Raw genomic sequence first — 17,147 nt, forward strand, 5'->3', positions numbered from 1 at the left:
GAATGAGCATTCAGTCAATATCTTTTCGTTCTTTTGTTCATATTCTATTTAAACAAGGTGACACTAAGAACAACATAAAATGTATTTACATCGGGAAAAGAGGTGACGTGATGAGCGGCATGGTTGTAATTTTACTTTTTATTATTTTTATTGCTTGGCTTGCAATTGACCTTGGCGTTGGAAAGAAAGTATTTTCTCAGGCTGAAAATACATTTCCAAAGCGCCGTGCTTCTCTTTTTTTGTTCGCAGACGGGAATGTCTTGTATAAAGATTTATTTCATGAAATAGAAAATGCCTCTTCATTTATCCATTTATCGTTTTACATCGTACAAAATGATGAAATTAGCCAAGATTTTTTAGATTTACTAGTCCAAAAAGCACAGCAAAATATTGAAGTCCGGTTATTGGTAGACCGTGTGGGAAGCTATAAAATCAAGAAAAACAAAATTGCATTCTTAAAGAAACAAGGCGTTCATTTTGCTTACAGTCGAACGCTACGGTGGCCTTATTTGTTTTATACACTCAACGCACGCAATCACCGTAAAATGGCCGTTATTGATGGGAAAGTTGGCTACATTGGCGGTTTTAATATCGGAAGAGAATATTTAGGACTCGACGCCAAGCTTGGGGTATGGAAAGATTACCACCTGCGTATGGAAGGTGAAGGTATCCAAGATCTTCAAATGCAGCTGTTGAGCGACTGGTATGCTGCTACCGGCATAGACCTGCGTAAAGTGGAAAGATACTTTCCACCAGCCTCTGAAGGAGACTATGTTATTCAGCTACAGTCGACTGAAGGTTTTTCACTTGAAGAAAGCTTTTTATCGATTATCAACCAAGCCAATAGGGAATTGTACATAGGTACTCCTTATTTTATTCCAAGTGAACCTTTGATGAATGCGTTACTGCAAGCTCGCGCACGGGGAGTACAAGTTCATATTTTGATTCCAATGCGTGCAGATCAACCGCTTGTTCATCATGCTGCATTTGCCTATCTTCCTACATTACTTCAAGCAGGCTGCATGATTTATCAATATTATTACGGTTTTTACCACGCAAAAGTATTAATTGCAGACAATGTTATCTGCGATGTAGGAACGGCTAATTTTGATAAAAGAAGCTTGTTCTTAAACGCTGAAATCAACTGTTTAATCTACGATGCCATATACATTGAAGAGGTAAAGAACAGCTTTAAAGCTTGTATGGGGGAATGCCCCATTTTGTCTTTAGAAGATGTCAAAAACCGAAAATGGAGTGAAAAACTAAAGCAAGGATTTGCAACCTTTATTTCTCCGTTGCTTTAATGAACGAAAAGAGGAAAATTTATAATGAAAATTAGATTTGGCTATGTATCACATGCCCTGTCGCTTTGGGACTGCTCACCTGCGAAAACTCTCACGTTTACTAGATGGGAAAAAATGAAAAAAGATGAGAGGCTGGATAAGCTTCATTACGTCACAAAACAAAATTTGAATCATACTAAGCGCGCTTTACATTTTAATATTGCCCATGAAATTATGCTGTATCGATTATCATCTTCTCTTGTCCCTTTAGCTACTCATCCTGAAGTAGATTGGAATTACATTGATGCGTTCCAAGACGATTGGTCAGAGATAGGAGACTTGATTCGGAATCATCAACTGCGCGTGAGTTTTCATCCTAATCAGTTTACATTATTTACAAGCGACAAAAAACATATTACAGAAAATGCGGTAAAAGATATGGATTATCACTATAGAATGCTTGAAGCGATGGGAGTAGCCGATCAAGCTCTTATTAATATTCATGTAGGAGGAGCCTATGGCAATAAAGAAAAGGCGATCGGTCGATTTCATGAAAACATTCAAACGCTGCCACCTGTCATTAAAAAGCGCATGACTCTTGAAAATGATGATAAAACATACACAACTGAAGAAACATTAGCTGTATGCGAAAAAGAGAAAGTCCCTCTCCTCTTTGATTATCACCACCACAAAGCAAATGAAGGAGAAGAACCTCTTGCATTATTGCTCCCTCGTATCTTTGACACGTGGAAACGTATCGGGTTAAAACCAAAAGTACATATCTCTTCTCCTAAATCTGAAAAAGAATTTAGAAGTCACTCTGATTATGTCTCAACTGATTTTATCGCACCTTTTTTGCAAATGGCTAAAGATATTGGACAAGATTTTGACGTAATGATTGAAGCAAAGTTAAAAGATAAAGCGCTGCTAAAATTAGTGGAAGATTTAGCATCAATGAGAGGAGTAAAGCGTACAGGAGGTGCCACACTTGTTTTTTAAATAAAAAAGAGCCAAGAGGCTCTTTTTTTGTTACATTTTTTCAGGTGCTGAAACACCAATTAGTTTTAAGGAGTTTTGAAGCGTTACTTGAACAGCTTTCACTAGTTCAATACGTGCTTTACTTGTTTCTACATTATCGCTGTCTAATACTTTTTCTGCATTATAGAAGCTATGGAACGTAGAAGCAAGGTCAAATACATAGTTTGTAATGCGGTGCGGAATACGTTTTGTTGCTGCTTCCGCTACGGCCTGAGGGAACTCTCCGATTTTCTTCAGCAGTTCCATTTCTTTTTCTGCACTAATTAATGAAAGGTCAGCGCCAGATGTTGATTGAATCCCCATCTCTTCACCTTGACGAAGAATACTGCAAATACGGGCATGAGCATACTGCGCGTAGTATACAGGGTTTTCATTAGATTGAGAAACAGCTAAATCTAAATCAAAGTCTAAATGTGTATCTGCACTTCTCATCGCAAAGAAGTAGCGAGTTGCATCAAGGCCTACCTCTTCTACTAGATCACGCATTGTTACTGCTTTACCTGTACGTTTGCTCATCTTCATTTTTTCGCCATTTTGATACAGTTGAACCATTTGAATGATTTCTACTTCAAGCGTATCTTTTTCATAACCAAGCGCTTGAATCGCCGCTTTCATACGAGGAATATATCCATGGTGGTCGGCTCCCCAAATGTTAATTAGCTTATCAAATCCGCGTTGAATTTTGTCTTGGTGATACGCAATATCTGGTGTTAAGTACGTAAATGAACCGTCATTTTTAATTAACACACGGTCTTTATCATCACCAAATGTCGTAGAACGGAACCACGTAGCACCTTCTTCTTCATATACATGGCCTTGTTTTTTCAGCGTTTCAAGTGCAACTGATATTTTATCATTTTTATAAAGAGATGTTTCAGAATACCATACGTCAAATTTCACACGGAACTGTTCAAGATCACGCTTTAATTTAGCTAACTCATAATCTAACCCGTATTGACGGAAGAATTCAAAACGCTCTTCTTCAGAGGCATTTACATACTTGTCTCCGTGCTCTTTTGCTAGCTCTTTTCCGATGTTTATAATGTCAGCACCATGATAGCCGTCTGCAGGCATTTCTTTCTCTAAACCAAGAGCCTGCATGTAGCGTGCTTCTACTGAATAAGCCAGGTTATTAATTTGGTTACCAGCATCATTAATATAGTATTCACGTGACACATCGTAGCCTGCTTTTTCAAGAACATTACATAATGAGTCTCCAACTGCAGCACCGCGGGCATGTCCTAAATGTAAATCCCCTGTCGGATTAGCTGAAACAAACTCAACTTGTACTTTTTGTCCGTTCCCTACGTTTGTTTGACCGTAAGCTTCACCAGCTTTTACAATCGTTGGGATAAGCTCTGTTAAATAAGAGTTATTCATATAAAAGTTGATGAATCCAGGGCCTGCAATGTCAATTTTCTCGATAGATGCTTTTGATTTATCGAAGTTTGCTACAAGCTCTTCAGCGATAATACGCGGTGCTTTTTTGGCAATACGAGCTAGCTGCATAGCCATATTGGTAGAATAATCACCATGTGTTTTATCTTTTGGGGTTTCTAATAGAACTTCTGGAAGTTCTGCTTTTTCAGCAAGTCCTGCTTTGACCACAGCATCTTGAATTTCAGCTTTTAATTTTTGCTGCACTTGTTCGACGATGTTCATTTTTTCTCCTCCTTGAATGTAATGGTTAACGCATATTTCCCGGTAGGCTGACCCTGTACTTCTAGATCATACGTTAAAAATAATCGACCCTTTTGAGTCATTTGTTTATATTCAATGTTATGAGCGAATGTCAGTAAATCCATACGTCCATAAGGGCTTATATAAGTTCCTTCGATCTGTACCTTTTTACGAAACGATTGCTTCATTTGAACAGCACCGGTTCGATTAATTGATACTTCATCTTCGCTAATTTTCACCATTGTTCTAATATCTCCGATTTCCTCTTGGCACTCTGTGTATGTAAGATAAATTTTCGATCCTTTTTCATAATACATACCTTTTGCATTTACCGATGTTGTCTCTTTTCGGTGACCATCGCGGATATCCGTCACAATTTTAACTTCAATGGGTTTCTTGACTTCTGAAGCGTTACTCACAAAAGACACTTCCTTATTAAAATGAATACGTTATAACTTAAATAGTATAAACATTCTAAAGAAAGAATTCAATAATACTTCAAAGGAAATATGATAGATACGCCGAGAATTCACCTTTTTACAGTACGTGAAGCATTCACATATTCCAAATAAAAAAGGCAGCCACAGCGGCCGCCTTTTACTTTATTTATTTCTTTTGTACCCAGCCTAAGATCATTTCGCGAATAAGCTTGCTTGCTGTATTAGCTGTTTGTTCAGACGGATCATAAATTGGAGCTACTTCTACTAAATCTCCTCCGACAATGCGAAGATCTGATTTAGCAATTGCGTGAATAGAAGCTAAAAGCTCTTTTGATGTGATACCGCCCGCATCTACTGTTCCTGTACCAGGAGCGTGCGCTGGATCTAATACATCGATATCAATTGTTACATAAACAGGACGACCTGCAAGTGTTGGTAGAATCTCTTTTAACGGCTCTAGAACTTCAAATTTTGAAATATGCATGCCGTTTTCTTTTGCCCATTGAAATTCTTCTTTCATTCCTGAGCGAATACCAAATGAATAAACATTCTCCGGTCCGATTAGTTCTGCAACTTTACGAATCGGAGTGGAATGAGAAAGTGGTTCTCCTTCATACTCTTCACGAAGGTCTGTATGAGCATCCATATGGATAATGGCCAAATCCGGGTATTTTTTATACATAGCTTTCATAACAGGCCAAGAAACCAAATGCTCTCCGCCCATACCTAATGGGAACTTGTCTGCTGCTAAAAGCTGGTCGATATACTCTTCAATCATATTTAAGCTGCGCTGAGGATTCCCAAATGGAAGTGGAATATCTCCTGCATCAAAATATTTTACTTCCTCTAGCTCTCGATCTAAATACGGGCTGTATTCTTCTAATCCAATTGATACTTCACGAATACGAGTTGGGCCAAATCGTGAACCTGGACGATAGCTAACTGTCCAGTCCATTGGCATTCCGTAAAGAACCGCTTCACTTTCTTCAAAAACAGGGTGACTGCCGATAAATACATTACCTGAATAAGCTTCATCAAAACGCATATTTTGTTCCTCCTTCATTATTCATAGAAAAGATGCCAGCCTTAAACCTCTGACATCTCACTTGTATGTGGTAACTTATTTAATAAGATCTTGCACAAATTTAGGTAAAGCAAATGCGGCTTTGTGCAATTCTTTTGTGTAATACTTTGTATCCATATCGAAGAAACGATCTTCGCTTACTTCTAATGGATCATGTTTCTTTGAACCCATTGTAAATGTCCATAAACCGCTTGGATATGTTGGAATATTTGCTACGTATAGACGTGTAATTGGGAAGATTTCTCTTACATCACGCTGAACATTTGAGATAAGCTCTGGCGTGAACCAAGGATTGTCCGATTGAGCAACAAAGATACCATCTTCTTTAAGTGCTTTTGAGATACCTGCATAGAATCCTTTTGTAAATAAATTCACAGCTGGACCTACTGGCTCTGTTGAGTCCACTAAAATGACATCGTATTCGTTCTCGCTTTTAGCGATGTGCATAAATCCGTCATCTACTTGTACATCAACACGAGGATCTTCTAGTTTGCCCGCAATTGAAGGTAAGAATTTTTTCGAGTACTCAATAACTTTTCCATCGATATCAACTAACGTCGCTTTTTTTACGCTTGGGTGTTTTAAGATTTCACGGATTACGCCTCCGTCTCCTCCACCTACAACTAGTACGTTTTCTGGATTTGGATGCGTAAATAACGGTACATGCGCAACCATTTCATGATAAACGAACTCATCTTTTTCCGTTGTCATAACCATACCGTCAAGTAGGAGCATGTTACCAAACTCTTCTGTTTCAACCATGTCTAATTTTTGAAACTCCGTTTGCTCTGTATGTAAAGTGCGATTAATTTTAGCTGTAATACCAAAGTTCTTTGTTTGCTTTTCTGTGAACCATAATTCCATTTCAAACTCTTCCCTTCTATTTTGAGAATTAATCTATGCATAGATTACCCTAACATAATTTATACAAACATGAAAAAAGTATAGATGAATTCAGCAAAAAAGCAAGTAAAATTTTTAGCAATGGAGGTTTAAAACCACCTTTTCTATTTCATACTGATGATAGATACAAGCTTTAGAATCTACTTGCATCGCTCTTTTAATAGAATTTTGTTGTGTTGAAAACAACATGTACGGTGCATAGTGACACATATTGGTGGTGAATAGAAATGGAAACGGTATTAACCGAACATTTAAAAAAGGCAAGACGCATCTTCCGAATTCTTCTCGTCCTTGGTATATTAGCGGGGGCTTTATTATTGTTTGCCTACATAAGCATCTTTCTCTACGCCAAAATCGCTGGCCCCCCTCCGCTAAACGTTTCTCAAACAGCTGTTTTCTACTCAGCAAACGGTAAAGTTCTTGATGAAGTTCACAATGGACAAAAGCGCTACTGGGTTTCACTTAATCAAATTTCACCTTACGTAAAAGATGCGACTTTAGCCGTTGAAGATAAGCGCTTCTATGAGCATCACGGCTTTGATATGCATCGAATCGCCGGAGCAGTTGTAGCTGATATAAAAGCTATGGGGAAAGTACAGGGTGCGAGTACCATTACTCAGCAGTATGCACGAAACTTGTTTTTAGAGCACGACAAAACGTGGACTCGAAAGCTTCAAGAAGCTCTGTATACGATTCGTTTAGAAATGAATTATAGTAAAGACCAAATTCTAGAAGGCTACATGAATACGATTTACTACGGCCATGGAGCTTATGGAATTGAAGCAGCAGCTAGGCTGTATTTTGATAAGCATGCCAAAAATTTGACATTAAGTGAAGCGAGTATGTTAGCAGGTATTCCAAAAGGCCCTAGCTACTACTCTCCTCTTATTCATCAAGAAAATGCAAAAAAACGACAAAATATCATTTTATCTCTTATGAAAGAGGATGGAATTATCACAGCCAAGCAAGCAACAAAAGCGCTTGTAACACCTCTAGCATTCGCAAAGCCTGCCGAAAAAGATCCTAATAAAGAAGATGCCTCTTACTTTATGGATGCAGCGCTAGCAGAATTAAAGCAAGATTTAGGCATTGATGAAACCATGATTTACACAAATGGACTTCGCGTTTATACAACGCTGGATGAAAAGATGCAGCGAACAGCTGAAGAAAAAATGAAGGATGTTATCAGCAGCTCTTCAGACGTACAAAGTGCATTTGTTGCGATGAATCCTAAAAATGGACAAGTGAAAGCTCTTATTGGTGGAAGAGATTATGAAAAGAGCCCGTTTAATCGCGCGACTCAAGCAATAAGACAGCCTGGTTCAACGATGAAGCCATTTTTATACTATGCGGCGTTAAAAGATGGTTTTACTGAATCTACTCCAATGAAAAGTGAAGAAACGACGTTCAAATTGGAAGATGGCGTTTCGACATACACGCCTAGCAACTATCACAATTATTATGCGGATGCTCCTATTACAATGGCCCAAGCCATCGCACTTTCAGATAATATTTATGCCGTAAAAACGCATTTGTTCATTGGGGAAAACCGCTTAATTGAAACTGCTAAAACACTTGGAATATCATCACCTTTAAAGAAAGTTCCATCTTTAGCTCTTGGAACTTCGCCTGTGAAAGTTATTGATATGGTTAATGCGTACGGCATCTTTGCTAATGGCGGAAAAGAAATTCGTCCAACATTTATTAAACGAATTGAAACCCATGACGGAGAAGTTGTTTATCAAGCTCCTTCCGAACAGAAACAAGTCATTGATAAGCGCTATGCTTTTCTTACTACCCATTTAATGACAGGCATGTTTAATCAAAAGCTAAATGGCTATACAACCGTCACAGGAAAGCCTATTTCTAAATATGTATCTCGTCCTTACGCGGGAAAATCCGGCACAACCTCTACGGACAGCTGGATGATTGGCTACTCTCCGCAGCTCGTTTCAGGCGTTTGGGTTGGATATGATCAAGGAAGAACAATGGATGATGTAGCTGAAAAAGGATACGCCAAAAAAATGTGGGCATTATTTATGGAAGAGGCTTTAAAAGGGAAGAAAAAAGAAAAGTTTAAAGCACCAAACGGATTAATGAGCGTAAACATTAATCCTCAAAATGGAAAGTTAGCATCCAAATCATGCCCTGTTCAATATAAAGCTTATTATTTAACTGGAACACAGCCAAAAACATATTGTACTGATCACATCGATCATGCAGCAAAAACGAAGAAAAAAGAGCGTGAAAAAGAAGATAAAAAGTTTCACTGGTTACCCAAATGGTTTGATTAAAAAAAGCTTAAGGCCAAGGCCTTAAGCTTTTTTTAGCATTACGATGTTTGAAGCGCTTCTTTTAAGTCATCATTAGATAACGTCCAAACTTCTTCATTATGAGACTTCAAAAACTCACGAAGCAAATCCTTAGACTTGTTATCCATTTCTTCTACCATAATGCGTCGTTTTAAGGATTTATCCATTTTGTTCACGTGTTCAGGAAGTGACTTATAGCCGCGGCGAATTTCACGATCAACGGTCATTTCACATGCTGTCATACCTGCGTAGTAAGGTCCTTCTTGCTTGCGATCAATCGTTACCCACACAAGCCAATATAACTTGCCGTTTGGCACCTCGTCTTTATTCGGTAAGAACTTAATTCCTTTTTCCACTACACTTCTTGCATGCATCGCACCGATATCTACAAATACTTCTTCGTCGCTCGGACAAACAAAAACGGGTGAAATGTTTTCTAAACTTAACGCTCCAACCCCGTAACCGCCGTGGCCGTCGGTTGAATCGTCTTTTATGATATTAAATCCTATACTTTTCTTTTTTGGCTGAGTCATAGTAAGCCTCCTCTATTCATTAAATCAGTGGTGCTAATATCTGCTGAAAGATATTCATAACAAACGTTGCTGCTCCGTTTAGAAGCGGCCAGATCACAATGCGATCCAGAGGTGTAATCACAAGAATTAAAAATACAAAAATGCCCCAAGACTCATACTGCGTCATCTTGGCTCGCGTGGACGGCGGAACGAGGTCTTCAATCACGCGGTAGCCGTCTAAAGGCGGAAAAGGCAACAAGTTAAATACACCTAGCGTTAGGTTTATTTGAATAAATAATGTAACAAAACGATAAAGCGCATCGTTATCCACTGCGGCGTTATTCATCAAATAATAAATAAGCAAACCGATAAATGCCAACACCAAGTTACTAAACGGTCCCGCTATCGATACTAGAATACCAGCTAAACGAGGCTTTTTAAAGAAATAGCGATTAACAGGAACCGGCTTCGCCCACCCAAAACCTGCGATGATTAACAAAAGCGTTCCAAATGGATCTAAATGAGCCAGCGGAGAAAGCGTTAGCCTTCCTTGCTTTTTAGCCGTGTGGTCTCCAAATAAATAAGCTACATACGCATGTGCAAACTCATGCAGCGTGAATGCAACAATAAGAGTCATTACCACGTAAGGAAGGTCTTGCAATGCAAAAGCTAAAAAATGTTCCACTCTTTATCTCCTTTATTTTAAAATAATTTCTACCTATCACATCTACTAGATGAATCTTTTTTTGCGTTAAGAAGGATACAATTTTTTTCAAATATGCCCTAAAAGTTCTCAAAGACCAGCGATGGGCCTCCTTTGGGCACACCTGTTTTTTATATCGATGTTATTATAAAAGTATACTACAGATTATGTCCTTCATCACTATCTCATACTGTCATTTTATTCAGAAAACGGGTACACTAATCATATAATGATCAAAAAGGAGTGTACACATTATGCCAGTTGTAACTGTTAAAATGCTTGAGGGCCGTACAGATGATCAAAAAAGAGCTCTTGTTGAAAAAGTAACGGATGCTGTGGTGGAAACAACAGGTGCAGCACCTGAAAAAGTATCTATTATCATCGAAGAAATGTCTAAAAACCATTACGCTGTAGCGGGCAAGCGCATAAGCGATCAATAACGCCTACATAAAAAAAATGCCATAGGAGTGAACCTATGGCATTTTTTTAATGGACAGACAGCGTTGCCTGAAGTTTTTCAATATATTTGTATGCTTCTGAAATGTCTTCTTCTGTATAGTTTTGCTTACGCTTTAACGTAAACACTTTTTCTTTTACTTCTTCTTTCGGTAAATTATCAAAATATAAAATCGTAGAGACAAGCTCCAAAAATTTAGAGCTTTGTTCGTTCATATCCTTCATACATTCCTGCAAGTAAGGAAGTTCTAAGTCATAGTGGCTTAAAAATCCTTCCCCCGCTTCTGTTAATACGTAGCGATACTGCATATACCCGCCTTTTTTCTCTTTAATTTCACTTAAAAAGCCTAAGTTACATAGCTCTTCAATTCGAAGCGTTAATTCTTCAGAATAAGGTCCAAAAAAGTGAAAATTATACTTTTCATAAAAAGGAAACTTCAGCTTTTTTCCGATAAATATCATCTTTTGTAACTTTTTTCTGCCAACAACTTCTCCCGCCGCGGAAAATACTTTCACAATCTTTGCGTGATCGTTTAACACAGCCCCTTCAACTCCTATACTATTTAACTCTGATCTCCTTTTAGTAAGTTTATAATCTGATCTTTAACTTTTCGCTTAGACGACAATTGATCAATGAGATCTTGTGGAAAATATAATTTATGATCGGTTCTCTTTTTCCCTGAAATTGCTTCAACAATCTCCGACTGACGTGATAATTCACGCACTTCATTATTTGGCATCAACAGATGAATCGGCAAACGTTCTTCCTCTTCACCCGGTCGATAAAAATCGTATGGTAAGTCGCTTGAAGAATCGACGACTAAATAATAATCTGGGTTAATACCCGCTTTTTTAAATAATGTTGTAAGCTCCATCCACATCTTCATTTGTGAATTCGGATTAAACTCAATGTATTTAAAAAGCTGACGATTCATAAATCTTCGGCATAGATCAGATAAAATTTCATCCTCTTCTTCTTCCCACGCTTGAAAATAAAATAAAATAACAGATTCATCTAATTTCAAATACTCTTTTAGCGATATTTCCTCTTCAAAAATCGAATAAAAATGAGTTGGCTCCTGCTTGAACTCATAGTAATGATGATGGAGCTCTTTTGCACGATGTAAAATTTTTGTCAAAATCACTTCAGCACTTCTCGTAACAGGATGAAAATACACTTGCCAGTACATTTGATAGCGGCTCATAATATAATCTTCAACCGCATGCATACCGCTGTGTTTAATCACGGCTTGGTCTTCCCTAGGACGCATCACGCGCAGAATTCGTTCCATATCAAAGTGACCGTAGCTTACTCCTGTGTAATACGCATCACGCTGCAAATAATCCATGCGATCTGCATCAATTTGACTGGAAATCAAACTAACGACAAGCTTATTTTCATATGTTTTCGCAATTACTTCAGCCACTTTTTTAGGAAAATCCTTTCCTACTTTCGTTAACACTCGATTTACCTCTGTGTCACCTACGATAATAGCTTGTGTAAATTCTTCATGGTCTAAGTGGAAAACCTTCTCAAACGAATGGGAAAACGGACCGTGACCTAAATCGTGCAGTAAAGCAGCACAAAGACAAAGAAGACGCTCATCTTCATTCCATTCAGGGCGTCCTTGAAAACCGTCATCAATAATACGGCGCACAATTTCATAAACACCTAAGGAATGACTAAAACGGCTGTGCTCAGCCCCATGAAACGTTAAGTATGTCGTTCCTAGCTGTCTAATGCGACGCAGCCTTTGAAATTCGGCTGTCCCAATTAGCTCCCAAATAACACGATCTCTTACATGGATATAGCGGTGAACAGGATCTTTAAATACTTTTTCTTCACTGAGTTTTTCATTAGGATATGTCATTTACATACCTCTCTATCTTCACTTTGTTGTTGCTATAATTTTTCGACACTCACTTCCTATTTTCCTATTCAGAATAAAAAATCACCTTGTCAAGCAACCAAGGTGATTTACCTAACAAACAAGGCGATTCTGTTTGTAAGAAGCTCGTTCGACAAATAAGTAGCAGAAAAGCAGCTATTTATTGTTTCACTATCTATTTTTTTACTTTTTTCTCAATCTTCTCGATTAATTCATCCTCTGTTGGCGCTGCTACAGGACGGTTGTTTACAAATGCAAATGACTTTTTACGTCCGGGCCCACAGTAAGACTGGCAGCCGATTTGTACTTCAGCTTGTTCATCTATTTTTTTAAGTCGAGGTAACAACGTTTTGACGTTTGTTGCCTGACAATCATCACAAATTCTAAATTCATTTGCCATGTTGACACAATCCTTTCAAAATTGGTTCATCATTTTGTCTAAGGGGTATTTTACCCCTATTTGAAGTCCGATGCAAGTTAAAGAAAGAAGCAAAATCTATCATACTCCTAGAAGAAATGGTATAAAGTATGGATTTTTTGTACATGATGATACTACAAAACATGATTACTATGAGTCATGGAAAATAGAGGAGTGAACAAAGTGAAAGATAGACAAGATGCTTGGACAGAAGAAAACGACTTATTATTAGCTGAAACAGTACTGCGCCATGTCCGCGAAGGAAGTACGCAGCTGAATGCGTTTGAAGAAGTGGGAGATGAATTAAATCGCACTTCAGCAGCATGTGGATTCAGATGGAATGCTGTGGTACGCCATCAGTATGAAAAAGCACTTCAGCTAGCCAAAAAACAGCGAAAACAGCGCATGCGTGCACTTGGACAAGAGCAAGGCAAAAAGAAATTATTATATACGCCACCAGCATCTGTAGAGCATGTGGAAAAAATGATGTCTGCACCTACAGCAACATATAGCTTATCTGAAACACAAGTAGAAAAAAGCAGCAGTGAGGAGCTTTCAATGACTGACGTTATTCGCTTTTTGCAAACAATGCCAAATCAAGCGAGCAATTTACAGGCATTGCAAAGCGAAAACAAACGCTTGATGCAAGAAAATACAGAATTAGCTAAGAAAAACACAGAGTTGGAAAAACAAATCAAACATCTCGAGGCAAATGCTACTACTATTCAAGAAGACTATGAAACATTAATGCAAATCATGAACCGTGCGCGAAAGTTAGCTCTATTCGATGAAGAAGAACGTTCTTCTACTACATTTAAAATGGATCGTAACGGAAATCTTGAGAAAATGGCTGAATAAGCTACATGAACGAAGAAAGAGGGATGTCAAACTTGGCTCTTCTTTCTTCTTTTTCTATTTTACAGCCAATGACACGACGCCTTTATGCTATAATATGTTCGTTTACTGTTTATAAAGGGGTTTGAGATATGCAGCAGAATAGTTTAAAGCTTTTAGCACAGCCCGCTTGGCGTATTATTGATCAATCCAGTCTAGGTCCTCATTTTGATGCCCGTCATTCTTTTGCCATCGATGACACGCTTTGTACAACCGTTGGAAGAGGTGAATCTCCAGCTGTCATGCGCTCTTGGGTGCATCACGATACGATTGTATTAGGCATCCAAGATACAAAGCTACCTCATTTAGCTGAAGGTGCAGCTTATTTACATGAACAAGGATATAAAACAATCGTCCGCAATTCAGGCGGCCTCGCTGTCGTACTTGATCAGGATGTTCTAAACATTTCTTTAATTTTTCCTGATGCAGAAAAAGGAATTGATATTGATCGTGGATATGAAGCCATGTTTGATTTGATTAAGGTCATGTTTGCATCTTACGGGACAGCAATTGAAGCGAAGGAAATCGTAGGCTCTTATTGTCCCGGCAGCTTTGATTTAAGCATTCGCAATCAAAAGTTTGCGGGCATTTCACAGCGACGCGTTCGCGGCGGAGTAGCTGTACAAATTTACTTATGCGTTAAAGGAAGCGGTTCTAAACGTGCTTCTCTTATTCAAGAGTTTTACAAAAAAGGTCTCCAAAACACGGAAACTAAATTTTCATACCCAGATATCGAGCCTCACACAATGGCTTCTCTATCTGAACTATTACAGATTGAGTTAACTGTATCTGATGTCATGCTGCTTTTATTGCAAACACTGAATAGCATGAGCTCTTCTCTTATAAATATGCCTTTAAATGCTACCGAACAAGAGCTGTTTGAGACGCAGCTGCAGCGCATGTATGACCGCAACGAAAAAGCATTAGGTTCATTAGCCGAATAAAAAAAACTCCGCCCAAGGACGGAGTTTTTTTTATTACAGTGCTTGAGCTGCTGTGATTAAAGCAAGCTTGTACACATCTTCTTCGTTACAACCGCGAGATAGATCGTTTACCGGTTTGTTTAGACCTTGTAAGATTGGACCTACTGCTTCGAAGTTTCCTAGGCGCTGTGCAATTTTGTAACCAATGTTACCTGCTTCAAGGCTTGGGAATACAAATACATTTGCATCTCCTTTAATCACTGAACCTGGTGCTTTCTTTTCAGCTACAGAAGGAACAAATGCTGCGTCGAATTGGAATTCGCCGTCTAATGTTACGCTTGGTGCTAATTCTTTTGCAATTTCTACTGCGTTTGCTACCTTTTCTGTTTCCGGAGATTTTGCTGATCCTTTTGTTGAGAAGCTTAGCATAGCAACACGAGGATCGATATCGAACATTTCAGCTGTACGAGCACTTTCGATAGCAATTTCAGCTAAATCTTGGCTATCAGGTGAGATGTTGATTGCACAGTCAGCAAATACGTATTTTTGATCACCGCGAACCATGATAAATACGCCAGATGTTTTCTTAACACCTTGTCTTGTTTTGATAATTTGTAGAGCCGGACGTACTGTGTCTGCTGTAGAATGAGCAGCTCCGCTTACAAGACCGTCCGCTTTGTTCATATGAACAAGCATTGTGCCAAAATAGTTTTCATCTAATAGAATTTTGCGAGCATCTTCTTCTGTTGCCTTACCTTTACGACGCTCAACAAACGCTGCTACCATTTCATCAAATTCAGAGTAGCTTTGAGGATCTAGAACCTCAACACCGTCTAATTTTACGTTTAGTTCTGCTGCTTTTGATGCTACAGCGTCTTTGTTTCCAACAACGATAGGCTTTAAGATATTGTCGGCAGCTAAACGAGAAACAGCGCCTAATACGCGCTCATCTAATCCCTCTGGGAATACGATTGATACATCGCTAGCTGATACTTTTTGTTTTAAACCTGTAAATAAATCACTCAAAGTAAATCCTCCTCGATATGTAAAAAACTTTTCTCATAATAGGATACTCCACTTTTTTTAAAAATCAAAGGCATGTCCTTCAAGAATCCATGATTACAAAAAAGTCTTTTAATTCTTAATTTTCCACTAACACCTAAAATGAAACCTGTTTTTACTTTGCGACAATTGTTTAAAGTTTAGTCACAAAATCACAGGTTTTTCATTCCAGTTCTTCGGACAAACTATGATATAGTAGAATTGGAATTTATCATAATCGGACAATAGGAGTGAAACGAAATGGCAGAAGCAGCACAAACATTAGACGGTTGGTATGCACTTCATGATTTCCGTTCAATCGATTGGAGCGCTTGGAAGCAGTTATCAAGCGACGATCGCCAAGCGGCTATCCATGAATTTTTAGGGTTGATTGAGAAATGGAAAGGAACTGAAGCTGAGAAGCAAGGCAGCCATGCTTTATATACCATTGTCGGCCAAAAAGCAGACTTTATGCTAATGCTTGTTCGTCCTACTATGGAAGAACTAAATGAAATTGAAACAGAATTTAATAAAACAAAGCTTGCTGAGTTTACCATTCCTACTTATTCATACGTATCAGTAGTTGAATTAAGCAACTACTTACCTGCTGGGGAGGATCCTTATGAAAATCCTCAAATCCAAGCTAGACTATATCCAACTTTACCAAAAGCTAGTCATGTTTGCTTTTATCCAATGGATAAACGTCGTCAAGGAAATGACAATTGGTACATGCTTCCTATGGAAGAACGCCGCAGCTTAATGCGCAGTCATGGAATGATTGGACGTCAATACGCTGGAAAAGTAAAGCAAATCATTACGGGTTCTGTTGGTTTTGATGATTACGAGTGGGGCGTTACTCTTTTTGCAGATGACGTACTTCAATTTAAAAAATTAGTATACGAAATGCGTTTTGACGAAGTAAGTGCTCGCTACGGGGAATTTGGCAGCTTCTTTGTCGGAAATTTATTAAAAGAAGAAGCTATTGCACGCTTTTTACACGTTTAAACTAAGCCGCAAAAGCGCTCATCGCTTTTGTAACGCCTAGAGCAATAAATATCCATGAGCTTTATCTAAAAAAACCTGTTTCCACTTGGAAACAGGTTTTTTATTTTCTAGCCATGGCATATTCGCACTTACAGGACCATATATATACAACAGTGTCACAAGTAAGCGAGGTGGGATAATGGCAGTCGTTGCACACAACGAAGAAGATGTTAAGCTCCTAGCCAGACTCATTCGAGCTGAAGCTGAAAGTGAAGGAAAACAAGGGATGTTACTGGTAGGAAATGTAGGCGTGAACCGCGCTAAAGCTCCCTGTTTAGATTTTAGAAATATAAGAACCATTCGTCAGATGGTGTTTCAAAACCCAGGCGGATTTGAAGCAACTCAAAAAGGCTACTTTTATCAGCGTGCCCGCCAGTCTGAAATTACACTTGCACGACGTGTATTAAGAGGGGAACGTTTTAATCCCGCGGAAAACTCACTGTGGTTTTTCAAGCCCAGCGGCAACTGTCCTGCTCAATGGTATAACCAAAATAACACAGGACGATTTAAATCTCACTGTTTCTTTG

18 protein-coding genes are annotated in these 17,147 nt (G+C 38.5%); 8 read left to right on the forward strand and 10 right to left on the reverse strand.

What is annotated here, in order from left to right; all coding sequences use genetic code 11:
* The first annotated feature begins 110 nt into the window (after positions 1-110).
* Together cls and uvsE are read left to right on the forward strand one after the other, a co-directional pair.
* Positions 111-1,304, forward strand: a complete 1,194-nt coding sequence (gene cls, locus AC1DRF_RS03535; protein ID WP_098249410.1) for a cardiolipin synthase — start codon at positions 111-113, stop codon at positions 1,302-1,304.
* A 24-nt stretch (positions 1,305-1,328) separates the two neighbouring features.
* A complete protein-coding gene (uvsE, locus tag AC1DRF_RS03540) occupies positions 1,329-2,282 on the forward strand; it encodes a UV DNA damage repair endonuclease UvsE (RefSeq protein ID WP_230184041.1) in 954 nt (317 codons plus the stop codon).
* A gap of 30 nt (positions 2,283-2,312) precedes the next feature.
* Here uvsE and argS read toward each other — a convergent pair whose 3' ends face one another.
* The 4 genes from argS to speE all read right to left on the reverse strand — a co-directional run bounded on the left by argS (position 2,313) and on the right by speE (position 6,389).
* Positions 2,313-3,983 carry an arginine--tRNA ligase gene (argS, locus tag AC1DRF_RS03545; RefSeq protein ID WP_427076640.1) on the reverse strand — a complete coding sequence of 557 codons (1,671 nt, stop codon included), beginning with the start codon at positions 3,981-3,983 and terminating at the stop codon, positions 2,313-2,315.
* On the reverse strand, positions 3,980-4,420 hold the full coding sequence (locus AC1DRF_RS03550) for a YwiB family protein (RefSeq protein WP_230184042.1): 441 nt from the start codon (positions 4,418-4,420) through the stop codon (positions 3,980-3,982). The genes argS and AC1DRF_RS03550 overlap by 4 nt, the downstream gene beginning before the upstream one ends.
* A 187-nt stretch (positions 4,421-4,607) precedes the next feature.
* Positions 4,608-5,486 carry an agmatinase gene (gene speB / locus AC1DRF_RS03555; RefSeq protein WP_013059842.1) on the reverse strand — a complete coding sequence of 293 codons (879 nt, stop codon included), beginning with the start codon at positions 5,484-5,486 and terminating at the stop codon, positions 4,608-4,610.
* Positions 5,487-5,561: 75 nt separating this feature from the next.
* Positions 5,562-6,389, reverse strand: coding sequence for a spermidine synthase (speE, locus tag AC1DRF_RS03560; RefSeq protein ID WP_427076641.1), 828 nt, complete (start codon positions 6,387-6,389; stop codon positions 5,562-5,564).
* Positions 6,390-6,655: 266 nt separating this feature from the next.
* Between speE and AC1DRF_RS03565 the strand changes: the two genes are divergently transcribed.
* The gene (locus AC1DRF_RS03565) at positions 6,656-8,722 is read left to right on the forward strand and encodes a transglycosylase domain-containing protein (RefSeq protein ID WP_025752470.1); all 2,067 of its coding nucleotides are present in this window, start codon (positions 6,656-6,658) and stop codon (positions 8,720-8,722) included.
* 38 nt (positions 8,723-8,760) lie between these two features.
* On the opposite strand, the gene AC1DRF_RS03570 is transcribed toward AC1DRF_RS03565, so the two are convergent.
* Positions 8,761-9,273 carry a YwhD family protein gene (locus AC1DRF_RS03570; protein ID WP_025752469.1) on the reverse strand — a complete coding sequence of 171 codons (513 nt, stop codon included), beginning with the start codon at positions 9,271-9,273 and terminating at the stop codon, positions 8,761-8,763.
* 19 nt (positions 9,274-9,292) lie between these two features.
* Positions 9,293-9,937 (reverse strand): site-2 protease family protein, encoded by a 645-nt coding sequence (locus AC1DRF_RS03575; RefSeq protein WP_043977515.1) that lies wholly within the window; start codon positions 9,935-9,937, stop codon positions 9,293-9,295.
* Between the two features lie 272 nt (positions 9,938-10,209).
* On the opposite strand from AC1DRF_RS03575, the gene AC1DRF_RS03580 reads away from it, so the two are divergent.
* Positions 10,210-10,395, forward strand: a complete 186-nt coding sequence (locus AC1DRF_RS03580; RefSeq protein ID WP_097824928.1) for a 2-hydroxymuconate tautomerase — start codon at positions 10,210-10,212, stop codon at positions 10,393-10,395.
* A 46-nt stretch (positions 10,396-10,441) separates the two neighbouring features.
* Here AC1DRF_RS03580 and AC1DRF_RS03585 read toward each other — a convergent pair whose 3' ends face one another.
* The 3 genes from AC1DRF_RS03585 to AC1DRF_RS03595 form a co-directional block, all read right to left on the reverse strand.
* Positions 10,442-10,951 (reverse strand): YwgA family protein, encoded by a 510-nt coding sequence (locus tag AC1DRF_RS03585; RefSeq protein WP_097824929.1) that lies wholly within the window; start codon positions 10,949-10,951, stop codon positions 10,442-10,444.
* 23 nt (positions 10,952-10,974) lie between these two features.
* Positions 10,975-12,282, reverse strand: a complete 1,308-nt coding sequence (locus AC1DRF_RS03590; RefSeq protein ID WP_043977517.1) for an HD domain-containing protein — start codon at positions 12,280-12,282, stop codon at positions 10,975-10,977.
* Between the two features lie 193 nt (positions 12,283-12,475).
* Positions 12,476-12,700 (reverse strand): YuzB family protein, encoded by a 225-nt coding sequence (locus AC1DRF_RS03595; RefSeq protein WP_013059850.1) that lies wholly within the window; start codon positions 12,698-12,700, stop codon positions 12,476-12,478.
* Positions 12,701-12,901: 201 nt separating this feature from the next.
* On the opposite strand from AC1DRF_RS03595, the gene AC1DRF_RS03600 reads away from it, so the two are divergent.
* Entirely contained in the window at positions 12,902-13,576 is a 675-nt protein-coding gene (locus AC1DRF_RS03600) for an RsfA family transcriptional regulator (protein ID WP_427076642.1), read from the forward strand.
* A 128-nt stretch (positions 13,577-13,704) separates the two neighbouring features.
* Positions 13,705-14,556, forward strand: a complete 852-nt coding sequence (lipL, locus tag AC1DRF_RS03605) for an octanoyl-[GcvH]:protein N-octanoyltransferase (protein ID WP_043977522.1) — start codon at positions 13,705-13,707, stop codon at positions 14,554-14,556.
* Positions 14,557-14,589: 33 nt separating this feature from the next.
* Here lipL and pta read toward each other — a convergent pair whose 3' ends face one another.
* Positions 14,590-15,561, reverse strand: a complete 972-nt coding sequence (gene pta, locus AC1DRF_RS03610; protein WP_013059853.1) for a phosphate acetyltransferase — start codon at positions 15,559-15,561, stop codon at positions 14,590-14,592.
* 276 nt (positions 15,562-15,837) lie between these two features.
* Here pta and hemQ point away from each other — a divergent pair, with 276 nt between their 5' ends.
* Both hemQ and AC1DRF_RS03620 read left to right on the forward strand, forming a co-directional pair.
* On the forward strand, positions 15,838-16,581 hold the full coding sequence (hemQ, locus tag AC1DRF_RS03615; RefSeq protein ID WP_043977523.1) for a hydrogen peroxide-dependent heme synthase: 744 nt from the start codon (positions 15,838-15,840) through the stop codon (positions 16,579-16,581).
* 178 nt (positions 16,582-16,759) lie between these two features.
* Positions 16,760-17,147: cell wall hydrolase (locus AC1DRF_RS03620; RefSeq protein WP_477740343.1), on the forward strand; the 388-nt coding region annotated here is incomplete at its 3' end.

The organism is Priestia sp. P5_B4 (assembly GCF_056400385.1).